Source organism: Sphingomonas melonis DAPP-PG 224 (assembly GCF_000379045.1).
GTDB lineage: Bacteria > Pseudomonadota > Alphaproteobacteria > Sphingomonadales > Sphingomonadaceae > Sphingomonas > Sphingomonas aquatilis.
In genome coordinates this window covers 1726731-1738931 of the sequence record NZ_KB900605.1, presented here as the reverse complement: position 1 = coordinate 1738931, position 12201 = coordinate 1726731, and the positions used below count along the sequence as shown (strand labels likewise).

The 12201-nt window shown below is 68.1% G+C and carries 12 protein-coding genes; 2 read left to right on the top strand and 10 right to left on the bottom strand.

The window, feature by feature from the left end; all coding sequences use genetic code 11:
• Positions 1–118: 118 nt before the first annotated feature.
• The 4 genes from SPHME3_RS0108430 to SPHME3_RS0108415 form a co-directional block, all read right to left on the bottom strand.
• The gene (locus SPHME3_RS0108430; protein ID WP_017979601.1) at positions 119–514 is read right to left on the bottom strand and encodes an NADH:ubiquinone oxidoreductase subunit NDUFA12; all 396 of its coding nucleotides are present in this window, start codon (positions 512–514) and stop codon (positions 119–121) included.
• Between the two features lie 112 nt (positions 515–626).
• A complete protein-coding gene (locus SPHME3_RS0108425; protein ID WP_017979602.1) occupies positions 627–1136 on the bottom strand; it encodes a DUF192 domain-containing protein in 510 nt (169 codons plus the stop codon).
• Entirely contained in the window at positions 1136–1750 is a 615-nt protein-coding gene (locus SPHME3_RS0108420) for a cold-shock protein (RefSeq protein WP_020486563.1), read from the bottom strand. Before SPHME3_RS0108420 ends, SPHME3_RS0108425 begins: the two co-directional genes overlap by 1 nt.
• A 133-nt stretch (positions 1751–1883) precedes the next feature.
• Positions 1884–2447 carry a RecX family transcriptional regulator gene (locus SPHME3_RS0108415; RefSeq protein WP_017979604.1) on the bottom strand — a complete coding sequence of 188 codons (564 nt, stop codon included), beginning with the start codon at positions 2445–2447 and terminating at the stop codon, positions 1884–1886.
• A 98-nt stretch (positions 2448–2545) separates the two neighbouring features.
• Here SPHME3_RS0108415 and SPHME3_RS0108410 point away from each other — a divergent pair, with 98 nt between their 5' ends.
• Entirely contained in the window at positions 2546–4315 is a 1770-nt protein-coding gene (locus tag SPHME3_RS0108410) for a fatty acyl-AMP ligase (protein ID WP_017979605.1), read from the top strand.
• 72 nt (positions 4316–4387) lie between these two features.
• Positions 4388–6745 carry a putative bifunctional diguanylate cyclase/phosphodiesterase gene (locus SPHME3_RS0108405; RefSeq protein WP_017979606.1) on the top strand — a complete coding sequence of 786 codons (2358 nt, stop codon included), beginning with the start codon at positions 4388–4390 and terminating at the stop codon, positions 6743–6745.
• A 2-nt stretch (positions 6746–6747) separates the two neighbouring features.
• Here the strand turns inward: SPHME3_RS0108405 and SPHME3_RS0108400 are convergent, their stop codons facing one another.
• The 6 genes from SPHME3_RS0108400 to SPHME3_RS0108375 all read right to left on the bottom strand — a co-directional run bounded on the left by SPHME3_RS0108400 (position 6748) and on the right by SPHME3_RS0108375 (position 12111).
• Positions 6748–7092: a DUF3140 domain-containing protein gene (locus SPHME3_RS0108400; RefSeq protein WP_024310400.1), complete on the bottom strand. Its 345-nt coding sequence runs from the start codon at positions 7090–7092 to the stop codon at positions 6748–6750.
• Between the two features lie 56 nt (positions 7093–7148).
• Positions 7149–8558 (bottom strand): hypothetical protein, encoded by a 1410-nt coding sequence (locus SPHME3_RS0108395; protein ID WP_017979608.1) that lies wholly within the window; start codon positions 8556–8558, stop codon positions 7149–7151.
• 140 nt (positions 8559–8698) lie between these two features.
• On the bottom strand, positions 8699–10093 hold the full coding sequence (lpdA, locus tag SPHME3_RS0108390) for a dihydrolipoyl dehydrogenase (RefSeq protein WP_017979609.1): 1395 nt from the start codon (positions 10091–10093) through the stop codon (positions 8699–8701).
• A 47-nt stretch (positions 10094–10140) separates the two neighbouring features.
• Positions 10141–10527, bottom strand: a complete 387-nt coding sequence (locus SPHME3_RS0108385; RefSeq protein WP_017979610.1) for an acyl-CoA thioesterase — start codon at positions 10525–10527, stop codon at positions 10141–10143.
• Positions 10524–10757, bottom strand: coding sequence for a hypothetical protein (locus SPHME3_RS0108380; protein WP_017979611.1), 234 nt, complete (start codon positions 10755–10757; stop codon positions 10524–10526). Before SPHME3_RS0108380 ends, SPHME3_RS0108385 begins: the two co-directional genes overlap by 4 nt.
• A 16-nt stretch (positions 10758–10773) precedes the next feature.
• Positions 10774–12111, bottom strand: coding sequence for a pyruvate dehydrogenase complex dihydrolipoamide acetyltransferase (locus tag SPHME3_RS0108375; RefSeq protein ID WP_017979612.1), 1338 nt, complete (start codon positions 12109–12111; stop codon positions 10774–10776).
• Positions 12112–12201: the final 90 nt, after the last annotated feature.

Genomic DNA, 12201 nt, shown 5'->3' with positions numbered 1-12201 from the left:
GCGACCGTCCGGTTCGCCGGGCCGTTACTACCATGCCAAGCGCGATAGCCGAAGACGCCGGCCACCGCGAGCGCGACCAGCAGGACGCCGGCGGCCAGCCAGCGGCCGATCCGTGGACTCACCCTTCGGGCGTCCACGCCTCGTAATCGCCGGTCGCGGCGGCGCGCTTGCCGCCCTTCTCCAGCGAGCCCGAGGGACGATAGGCGAGCGGCGTGCCGGTCATGTTGGGGATCGCCGGCTTCTGCCACGCACGCACCGGCGGCAGCGCGCGATCGGGCACGTCGTCGATGTGATGGTGCAGCCAGCTGAACCATTCGGGCGGCACCCGGCTGGCATCGTTCGCACCCTCATAGATCACCCAGCGCCGCTTGCGGCCGCTGCCGTCCTTGCCGCCTTCGTAATAGACGTTGCCGAGCTGGTCGGTGCCCATCTGCGCCATGCCGCGCAGGCCATAGAGCATCGTGCCCCACGACGCGCCGGTCCACCAGGTGAAGGGATTGAGGTTGATGCCCATAGTGGCTCAGCGCTTACCCGTGTCCGCTGCGCCCTTCAACAGGGGATCGCGATCGGGGATGACGGCCGTGACGAGAATCCGCGCGAAGAGCGTCGGCGGTCGGGCCGCCCCCTCACTTGGCCCAGGTCACCTTGTCGCCTTCGGCGATGCCAAGGTCTGCCGCGCGGCCGCCGACCAGTTCCAGCACTGCGGCCACCGGCTCGCGCGACAGGACCGGCGTTTCGGAGAAGGGCACGGCATTTTCGGCGATCGTCGCGATCGTGCCGTCGGCGCGGATGAACAGGATGTCGAGCGGCGTCGGCGTGTTCTTCATCCAGAAGCTCGCCTGACGCGGACCGCCGCCCTCCGGCGGATACGGCCAGAACAGCATGCCGCCATCGGGCTTCAGGTCGGTGCGATACATCAGCCCGCGTTCCTGCTCAGCGTGCGTCACCGCGCGTTCCACCGTAAACTTATGCGTGCCGTTGGCGCTGGTGATCGTAATCGGCAACAGCGTCTTGGCCTGCGACGCGGTGGCGTCACCGTCCTTCGCGCCCGACGAGCAGGCCGTGGTCGCCATCGTCAGCGCCATGGCGGCGGCCAGCGCCAGCCGCCTGCCACGCACACCCATCGGGATCGTCATCACGCTTCCTCTTCGACGCTGACCGCCAGAGGCCCCTTGTTGCCCGCGACGATCCGCGCGCGCAACCGCTGGCCGGGTTCGACCACCGCCAGCCCCGCACGACGCAGCGTTTCCATATGGACGAACACGTCCGCCCCATCCGCATCGCGGACCAGGAAACCATAGCCCTTCAGCCGGTTGAACCATTTCACCACCGCGCCTTCGAACGCGCCGGCCGCATCGATCAGGCTGAGCGGATCGACGCGATCGGGATTGCGCGGCGGCCGGGGCGCATCCTCGATCGCGTTGGTCAGGTCGATGCCGATCACTTCGCGCGCCTGATAGCCGCGGCCGCGCTGCACCGACAGCGTCTCCACCCGCGCCCCTTCGGGCAGGCTGCGCCGGCCGTGCGGCTGCAACACCGAAAAATGGATCAGCACGTCGCCATAGGCCGGATCGTCCGCCACCGCGAAGCCGAAGCCGCGCGTCGCGTCGAACCATTTGACGACGCCGCCGATCGCGATGGGGCCATCGTCTGCGACGGCGGCGCGGGTCGTCGCGTCCGGCGCGGCGGTGTCGATCGTATCCCCGGATTCCACCTGTCGGCCGAACGCGCGTTCGCGGTCGCCGGGCATCTGCCCGTCGTCTCGCTCGTCGCACTCCCGTTGCGGCTCGCCACGCATCACTGCACCCCTGTCGCCGACACGCTAGCACGGTTCGTCGCAGCCGCAATTATGAAACGAAAGCCTTTGCGGGTTTTTAGGCCGCTCAGGGCAAGAAAAAGGCTTGAACCGCAGCCTCATCGTCCGATTCGAGCCCCAGATCGGACAGGTCGCGCGCCGCCAGGATGCGTCGGGACAGGTCGAGCGGATGGCCGGCGCGCAGCATCGCGGCGAGCTGCCGGTCACGGAGCGCGCGGTCCGCGACCTCTGGCCCGAACGGTCCGACGCGCCGTCGCCGCGCAAAGGTGAGCGCGGCGGTCAGCGCCCGCGCGGCGATGTCCGGCGCCAGATCCTCCGCCACGTCCGCAACATGCGCCTGACGCAGCGCCGCGCCGACCCGTCGTGCGCCCAGCCCGCGCCGCGCCAGCGCCGCCGCCTTGCTCTCGGCGTAGAGGCGGTCGTCGACATAGCCCAGCGCCGCCATGCGCGCGGCGATCGCTGCCGGATCGGCGGGCTCGCCCTCCCAGCCCCTTTCGCGCACCTTGCGCCGCAGATAATCCGCCAGTTTGCCTTGCGTCGTCGCGAACCGTTCGACGTAGCGCAGCGCCAGTCGGTCGAGCGCGGCAGCGTCCAGGGGACGCGGAGGGCGACGTTCGGCGGGCATGGCCATGTTGTTGCCACAGTGGCAACGGAATGAGAACGTTGATCGCGCGTTAAAGCGCCAGGATATGACAGCCGCATGATAGCGGCGCGTGAACAGGAATTTCGATGACCGATCAGTCTGCGGCTTCGCCGACTCCCCGACCGGCCCCTACCCCGACGCTCGACGCGCTGCCGCGCCGCTTCGCCGATTTCGCCACCTTGGGCGAGGCGCTGGACTATGCTGCCACCGGCGTGCGCGGGCTGAATTTCCATGACGCGCGCGGCACGCTGGCGCGCCCCTATCCCTTTGCCGAGCTGCGCAGCGACGCGATCGCCGCCGCCTATCGCCTGATCGCGGCGGGCGTGCAGCCCGAGGACCGCATCGCGCTGGTCGCCGAAACCGGGCCCGAATTCGCCGCGCTGTTCTTCGGCACCATCTATGCCGGCGCCTGGCCGGTTCCGCTGCCGCTGCCGACCAGCTTTGGCGGCCGCGACTCGTATATCGAGCAGCTGCGCGTCCAGCTGGCGAGCTGTGACCCCAAGATGCTGATCTTCCCGCCCGAACTCAGCGCGATGGCGGCAGAGGCTGCGCGGCTTGCGGGCACGGACGGCATCGACTGGTCCGAATTCGCGACCCGCGCGGCACCGGAGGCCATGCTGCCGCAGGCGCATGGTGAGCAGATCGCGTACCTGCAATATTCCAGCGGCTCGACCCGCTTCCCGCACGGCGTCGCGATCACGCACCATGCGCTGCTCAACAACCTCGCCGCGCACAGCCACGGCATGCAGATCGACGGCACCGATCGCTGCATCAGCTGGCTGCCCTGGTATCACGACATGGGCCTCGTCGGCTGCTTCCTGTCGCCGATCGCCAACCAGGTCTCGACCGATTACCTGAAGACCGAGGATTTCGCGCGCCGCCCGCTCGCCTGGCTCGACATGATCTCGCGCCATGACGGCACTGCTTTGTCCTATTCGCCGACCTTCGGCTACGACATCTGCGCGCGCCGCATGTCGTCGCAGACCAAGGCCGCCGAGCGGTTCGACCTGTCGCGCTGGCGCGTCGCGGGCAATGGCGCCGACATGATCCGCCCGGATGTGATGCAGGCGTTCGTCGACGCCTTCGCCGATGCGGGCTTCAAGGCGAGTGCCTTCCTGCCCAGCTACGGCCTTGCCGAAGCGACGCTCGCCGTATCGCTGATGCCGCCGGGCGAAGGCATCCGCGTCGAGCTGGTCGAGGAAACGCAGCTGTCGGGCGGGGGCGATTCGCTCGCTGCCAACGACGGCCCCCGCCCGCAGCGCTTCCGCGCCATCGTCAATTGCGGCAAGCCGGTGCGCGACATGACGGTCGAGATCCGCGAAGAGGACGGCACGCCCCTGCCCGACGGTGCGATCGGCAAATTGTGGTGCAAGGGCCCCAGCGTCATGGTCGGCTATTTCCGCGATCAGGAGGCAACCGACGCCTGCATGGTCGACGGTTGGCTGGATACCGGCGACATGGCCTATATGTCGGACGGCTACATCTATATCGTCGGCCGCGCCAAGGACATGATCATCGTCAACGGCAAGAACCACTGGCCGCAGGACATCGAATGGGCGGTCGAACAGCTCCCGGGCTTCAAGTCGGGCGACATCGCCGCCTTCGCGATCACGACGCCCGGCGGTGAGGAGACCCCCGCTGTCCTCGTCCAGTGCCGCAGCAGCGACGATGCCGAGCGGCTGCGCCTGCGCGACGAAATCCGCGAGCGCGTCCGGTCGGTCACCGGCATGAACTGCGTGATCGAGCTGATCCCGCCGCGCACGCTGCCGCGCACCAGCTCGGGCAAGCTCAGCCGGGCCAAGGCGCGCAACCTGTATCTCAGCGGCGACATCAAGCCCTATCCGATCGCCGCATAATTCGGTCGTCAGGGCGGCGAACCGGCGCCGCCCTAACTATCCGTAAACGTTCAACACCTTACCATCTCAGGCGTGACAGTCGCGCCGCTCCAAACCCTCGATTCCGAAACGATCGGATTCGCCCAATTGCTGGGCCTGACCGACGGCGCCGATGCCGCGCAATGGGCACGGATCCGATCCAAACAGCTCGATGCAGGGCGCCATCTGGCGCTGTTCCTGCTCGCCGCGAATCTGATCGGCGCGGCCCTGGTCGTTCCCCTGTTCGCGGGCAACGAGCCCCTAACGTATCTGATCGGCTGGGCCGCGCTGGTCGGCATCGTGGCGGTCGCCGTGGCGATCCGCCGCCTGAGCACGCATCACCGCGACGGCGGCTATGCCAGCGCCCGCGACGTCCGCACCACGCTGTGGGAAGGGGTGGCGCTCGCCGTCGTCTGGGCGGTTCCCGTCTTCGCCTTTCGCGTCGATCCCGGCTCGCACGGCACCTACGCCCTCTGGATGATCCTCGCGCTGCTGATGACCGCGGGCGCGATGGCGATGGCACCGCTGGCGCTGGCGACGATCGCCTTTTTGGGCGGATTGGGCGCCGCCGTGTCGCTGGGCATCGCGTTGGACGGCAGCCCGACCGGCGCCGCGGCGACGGCGCTGTTCACCGTCATGCTGATCGTCATCTGCCTCCATCGCGCGCGCGCGCTGGTGGTGATCCGCGCGGTCCAGATCGCGCTCGCCGAACGGAACGACACCGTCAGCCTGCTGCTGCGCGAATTCGAAGAGACCGCCGCCGACTGGCTGTGGGAAACCGACGCGGGCAAGCAGATCGTCAAGGCCTCGCCGCGCTTCGCCTATGCCTGCGGCCTCGATCCGATCGCGATCAACGGCCAGTCCTTCCTGCGCGTCCTCGCCGGGCCGGCATGGGACACGGGCCACTTTTCCGACGCACTGCGCGAGCTCGCCGCCAAGATGAAGGCGCGCGAGAGCTTCCGCGACCTGCGCATCCCGGTTGAGGTGAATGGCGAGCAGCGCTGGTGGCAGGTCTCGGCCAGCCCGCGATTCGACGAAAAGGGCAGCTTCTGCGGTTTCCGCGGCGTCGGGTCCGACGTCACCGAACAATGTATGAGCGCCGATCGCATCGCCCGGATGGCGCGCTTCGACACGCTGACTGGCCTGCCCAACCGCCTGATGATCAACGAAACGCTGGTTCAGGCGATGGCGGAGGCGGAGCGCAACGGCCAGCGCTGCAGCTTCATGATGATCGATCTCGACCGGTTCAAGGCGGTCAACGATACGCTCGGCCATCCTATCGGCGACCGTCTGCTCGCCCGCGTGTCGGCACGGCTGGCGCAATTGATGGACGCCTCCACCGTCTGTGGACGGCTGGGCGGTGACGAATTCGCCGTCGTCGTGCGCGACGCGACGCGGATCGACGCGGTCGAGGCGCTCGCCCGCCGCATCATCGACACGCTGTCGCAACCCTATGAGATCGACGCGCACACGCTCTACATCGGCGCGTCGGTAGGCCTGGCGATCGGTCCGCGCGACGGGCGGACAGCCGAGATGCTGATCCGCTCCGCCGACCTTGCCCTCTATCGCGCCAAGGATGCGGGCCGCGGCGTCTACCACGCCTACGAACCCGAACTCCACGTCCAGGCGGAGGAGCGCCGCGTGCTCGAAATGGCGCTGCGACAGGCGGTGGAACGCAACGAGCTCCACCTGCAATACCAGCCCGTGGTCGATGCCGGGAACGGGCGGCTGACCGGTTTCGAGGCGTTGCTGCGCTGGCGCCACCCCGAGCTGGGGCTGATTTCGCCCGAGAAATTCGTCCCCCTGGCCGAGGAATCGCGCCTGATCGGGCCGATCGGCGAATGGGTCGTGCGGACCGCCTGCGCCGAAGCCGCGCAATGGCCGTCGACCGTCCGCATCGCGGTCAACGTGTCGCCGGACCAGCTGCAAAACCCGCAGTTCGTCGCCGTCGTCGCCTCCGCCCTCGCCAACTCGCGCCTGCCCCCCGAACGGCTGGAGCTGGAGGTCACCGAAAGCGTGTTCCTGCACGAAGGGCTCGGCACGACGAAGGTTCTGGACCAGCTGCTGTCGCTCGGCATCCGGCTGAGCCTGGACGATTTCGGCACCGGCTATTCCAGCCTCGGCTATCTGTCGCGCACGCGCTTTTCGTCGATCAAGATCGACCGCAGCTTCGTGCAGGGCGCGTCGAGCGGCGTGAAGGAAGCGGTGGCGATCATCCGCGCCGTCGTCGCCCTCGCCCAGAGCCTGGGCATGGCGACCACGGCCGAGGGCGTCGAGACCGAGGAGGAGCACCGGCTCGTCCAAGAGCTGGGCTGCACGAAGGTGCAGGGCTTCTTCTTCAGCCGCCCGCTCAGTGTCGAAGACGCCCGCGCGCTCGTCGCGCGCAGCTGGAACGCCTCGGCCGCCGCCTGACCCTATTTCTCGGGGTCGTGCCCCCAGTTCATCAGCGAATAGCGCCAGTCACTGTGTGCCTTGTCCTTGTCGGGTCCGCCCTGCGCTAGATGGCGGCGGACATAGCCGACCACCTTCTTCATATGCGCATAATCGTCGTCGGTCAGGTCCGCCTTGGCCTTGCGCTTGATCGCAACGATCCGCTTGCCCGATTTGTGGCCGACGCTCTCGCCCGATCCCTCGCCGTCCTCGCCCTTCCAGCCCACGCGCTTGCTGTCATCGGTGTCGAGGAATTTCTCGAGTTCGGCCGGCGCCATGTTCACCGCGTCCTTGAAATCCTTGTAGATCTGTTCGTGATCGTCGGCCATCGCATCGCTCTCCTTGCGCGCCGCCAACGATCGCCCGCTGCCACAGTTGCACGCGATCAGCCGAGCATCCCGCTATAGGTCTGCGCCGCCTGCGGCAGCCAGAGGCGCGCCGCGATCCCGCCGACGAGCACGACGATCACCGCACCCCACGCCCATCGGCCCCGCGGCATGCGGCCCAGCACCACCCAGCCGATCGCGGTCGCTGTCATCGCCCACAGATGATAGCGCAGGTCGGACGCGATGCTGATCACGGCAAAGCTCGCCTCCTGCCCGACCGCCGAGGCGAACAGCGCCGCCGCGAGGCCGCCCGCCGCATCCTCCGCCCGCCATGTCGCGGCCAGACCGATGACGGCGAGCACCGCCCAGAGCACCGGCCAGCCGAATGGCGTTTCGACGAGCACGCCGGCCAGCTGCTGCCAACGCCCCGCCGCCTTGCCCGGCACGCGGAAATCATAGGGGTTGGGCTCGTTGGCCACGGGCGGCGCCGCGCCATACCAATGCAGGGGCACCAGCCAGCGATCGGTCGCATTCAGATGGGCCAGCCGATGCGCGGCATAGGCGAGCGGATGATGTAGCACGGCCCGCGCCAGCGCGCCGTAGAGCGCCCCGACCGACGCTGCGCGCAGCTTGGCCGTCTCCGCCCCGCATCGCCCGCCGTCGCCCAGCGGGTCCCAGAAGAACGGGCGCACGCAAGTCTTGGCCCGCAGCGTCGCGATCTCGGGCCGCGTCAGGCCGGTGTCCGTGTCGTCGGTCGCGACCGCAATGCCCGACAGGTCATACATCGCCTGCGTCCGCTCCACCCCGCTCGCGCCCGCGCCGAGCAGCCGATGGTTGATCGGCCCCGCCGCCGCAAGCACCAACGGTACGGCCACAGCGATCGCCGCCAGCCGCCAGACCGTCCAGCGCGGCGGGATCGCCGCCATCGCCGCCAGCGGCAAGACGGCAAAGACCGCATTGGCGCGGACCAGCATCGCATAGCCCGCCAGACACCCCGCCGCCGCCCATGCCCCCGCGGGCACGCGCATCCCGCGCAGCCGCCACGTCGCGACCAGCCCGGTCGCCGCCAGCAGCGCCGCGAGCATCTGCAGATCCTTCAGCACCACCGCCTGCCAGCCGAGCAGCGCCGGCCAGCACGCCAGCCCCAGGATCGCGAGCGCCGCCAGCCGCCGCCCCTGCGCGGTCAGCGTCACCGCTAGCGCGCCGAAGCCACCCCAATAGCAGAGCATCTGAAGCACCAGCATCGGTGCGGGGCCATGGGCGCCGAACAGCGCCCACAGATGCGCCATCGCCGGCGGGTGCCAGTCGTCATACCGGCCGCTAAGCGCCTGCCGATATTGGGCGAGGCTGTCGTATGAGACGTAGCCCGGCCAGAACAGGGCAAGGCTGCCGCCGAACAGGATCGCGACCGCAAGCGCCACGCGCGCGGCGGTGACGCGGTCGGTATGTGGATCAGACGCTCGGTTCATCGCCTCGTGTCCATCAGTGCGCGATTAGTCGACGGACGTCGTCATTGCGAGCGCAGCGAAGCAATCCAGGGCGTCGTGGTACGGCTCTGGATCGCTTCGCATGCGCTCGCAATGACGGTAAATCTCGGCGTCTTACCGCCCTAGAAGTGCAGCGCGCGACCGTAGGCGCTGAGCGTGCTTTCGTGCATCATCTCGCTCAGCGTGGGGTGCGCGAACACCGTTTCCATCAGCTCGTGCTCAGTCGTTTCCAGCTGGCGCGCGATGACATAGCCCTGGATCAGCTCGGTCACTTCCGCGCCGACCATGTGCGCACCCAGCAGCTCGCCGGTCTTGGCGTCGAACACCGTCTTGATGAAGCCTTCCGCCTCGCCCAACGCGATCGCCTTGCCGTTGCCAATGAAGGGGAACTTGCCGACCTTCACGTCATGGCCCGCATCCTTGGCCTTCGTTTCGGTCAGGCCGACGCTGGCGACCTGCGGGCGGCTGTAGGTGCAGCCGGGGATGTTCCACGTCTCGAACGGGTGCGGGTTCTGGCCGGCGATCTTCTCGACGCAGACGATGCCTTCGTGGCTCGCCTTATGCGCCAGCCAGGGCGCGCCGGTGACGTCGCCGATCGCGTAGATGCCCTCGACGTTCGTCCGGCCGTAGCCGTCGACCTTGATGTGGCCGCGCTCCGTCTCGACGCCCAGCGCCTCCAGCCCGATATTCTCGGTGTTCGGCACGATGCCGATCGCGACGATCGCATGGCTGAATTCGGTGCTGGTGACCTTGCCGTCTGCGTCCTTGATCGCGGCGGTGACGCCGTTCGCGCCCGGCTCCAGCTTTTCGAGGCCCGACTTGGTGAGGATCTTGATCCCCTGCTTGGTCAGCGCCTTGGTCATGAATTCGCTGACTTCGGCATCCTCGACCGGTAGGATACGGTCGAGCATCTCGACGATCGTCACGTCGGCGCCCATGTCGTTGTAGAAGCTGGCGAACTCGACGCCGATCGCGCCCGATCCGATGACCAGCAGCTTGGTCGGCATCACTTCGGGCACCATTGCGTGGCGATAGGTCCAGATGCGCTTGCCATCGGCCTTGGCGAACGGCAGGTCGCGCGCGCGCGCGCCAGTGGCGACCATGATGTGCTTGGCGGCAAGCTCGACGGTCTTGTCGCCCTGCTTGACGCTGAGCTTGCCCTTGCCGGTCAGCGTGCCGAAGCCCTCGACCACCGTGACCTTGTTCTTCTTCATCAGGCCTTTGACGCCGGCGTTGAGCTGCCCCGCCACCTTGCGGCTGCGATCGACGATCTTGCCAAGGTCGAAGCCGACATTGTCCGCCTTCAGCCCATAGGCATCGGCGTGGGTCATATAGTGATAGACCTCCGACGTGCGCAGCAGCGCCTTGGTCGGGATGCAGCCCCAGTTGAGGCAGATGCCGCCGAGGCGTTCACGCTCGACGATCGCGACCTTCATGCCGAGTTGGCTGGCACGGATCGCCGAGACATAGCCGCCGGGGCCGGAGCCGAGGACGATGAGATCGTAGGTGTCAGCCATGGTCGTTCCCTGGGGAAAGGAGTTTGGGGAGAGAAGAGATCAGAATGTCACGCCGGCAACGACGCGACGCGCCGGGGCTGGCGGTTGGTGTCGGTGGCGACGAAGACGAAGCGCGCCTGCGTCACCTTGCACGCATCGTTGGCATGACGGGCGCGGCGCCATGCCTCGACCTCGATCGTCATCGACGTGTTGCCGACCGCGACGAGGCTGGCATAGACCGACACCTCGTCGCCGACGAGCACCGGCGCGTGGAACTTCATCGCGTCGCAGGCGATCGTCACCGCCCGGCCGCCGGCATGGCGCGAGGCGACAGAGCCTGCGGCCAAGTCCATCTGTCCCATCAGCCAGCCACCGAAGATGTCGCCATAGGGGTTGGCGTCGGCAGGCATGGCGGTGACGCGGATCGTCGGCGATCCGTCCGGCAGGCCGCTCATGCGCTCATCCGATCGGCAGCGCGGGCACGGCGCAGCGGGCCGATGCCCATCAGCACCGTCGCGACCATCGCGGCGGCGCCGCACCACCAGATCACCTCACGGCCCAGCGGATAGGACCAGGCGGCGGCCCAGGTCATCGCCACGGCCGCGATCAGGCCCGCTGCGATGGAGATCACCTCCATCGCCGCGCGCGAGATCGGCAGGCGGGACAGGAAAGCCAGACGCGTCATCGCAGGCGTTTCCCGGTCAGGCGAGCATGCCGAGCGGACGCTCGACCAGATCCTTGAACACCTTCATCAGCTCGGCGCCATCGGCCCCGTCGATCGCGCGGTGATCGAAGCTGCCGGTCGCCGACATGACGGTCGCGACCGCCAGTTCGCCGTTGACGATATACGGACGCTTCTCGCCCGCGCCGATCGCCATGATCATGCCCTGCGGCGGGTTGATGACCGCTTCGAACTGCTTGATGCCGAACATGCCCATGTTGCTGATCGACGCGGTGCCGCCCTGGAATTCCTCCGGCTTCAGCTTGTTGTCCTTGGCGCGCGCAGCGAGGTCCTTCACTTCCGTGGAGATCGCCGACAGGCTCTTGGTGTCCGCGCCGACGACGATCGGCGTGATCAGGCCCGACGGGGTCGACACCGCGACCGAGATGTCGGCGCGCTTGAAGCTGATCAGCTGGTCCGGCGTGAACATGACGTTGCACTTGGGCACCGCGATGAGCGCCTGGGCCAGCGCCTTCACCAGCATGTCGTTGACCGACAGCTTGACGCCGCGGCTTTCCAGGCTGGCGTTCAGCTCGCCGCGCAGCTTGAGCAGCGCATCGAGCTGGATATCCACCGTCAGGTAGATGTGCGGCACCGTCTGCTTCGATTCGGTCAGGCGGCGCGCGATCGTCTTGCGCATGTTGCTGAGCTTGGTCGCCTCGTGCGGGATATCCGGCACGGTGGCGGGCTTGGCCACAGCGACCGGCGCCGGAGCGGCGGTGGGGGCGGCGTCGGCCTTTGCGGCAGCCGGAGCGGCGCCGGGCTTGGCGCCCTCGACGTCCGCCTTCACGATGCGGCCGTTCGGCCCGGAACCGCTCAGGCCGGACAGGTCGATGCCCTTGTCAGCGGCGATACGGCGCGCGAGCGGGCTCGCCTTGACGCGGCCGCCCTTGTCGGATGCGCCGGCATCGGCGGGACGACCGTGGTCCTCCGCCTGCGTGACGGTGCGTTCGACGGGCTTCGCCTCGCTGCCGGTCTTGTTGGGATCGGCGGGGTTGGGCTTGGCCTCCGATTCCTTGGCGGCCGGCTGCGGCGTCTCGCTCTTCGTCGGAGCGGATACGGAGGCGGCGTCTTCGCCTTCTTCGGCCAGGATCGCGATCACCGCGCCGACCTTCACGCCGTCGGTGCCTTCGGCGATCAGGATCTTGGCGATCGTGCCTTCGTCGACCGCCTCGAACTCCATCGTCGCCTTGTCCGTCTCGATCTCGGCCATGATGTCACCGCTCTTGACGGTGTCGCCTTCCTTGACGAGCCATTTGGCCAGCGTACCCTCCTCCATCGTCGGCGACAGCGCGGGCATCTTGATCTCGATCGACATGCAGGTCCTCTTGCCTGGGGAGCGGATTGCTCCTTCGCGCCGCAAAGCCGGGGGGTCAACCCTTGCACGCGCTTCATCCACGCGGCACGT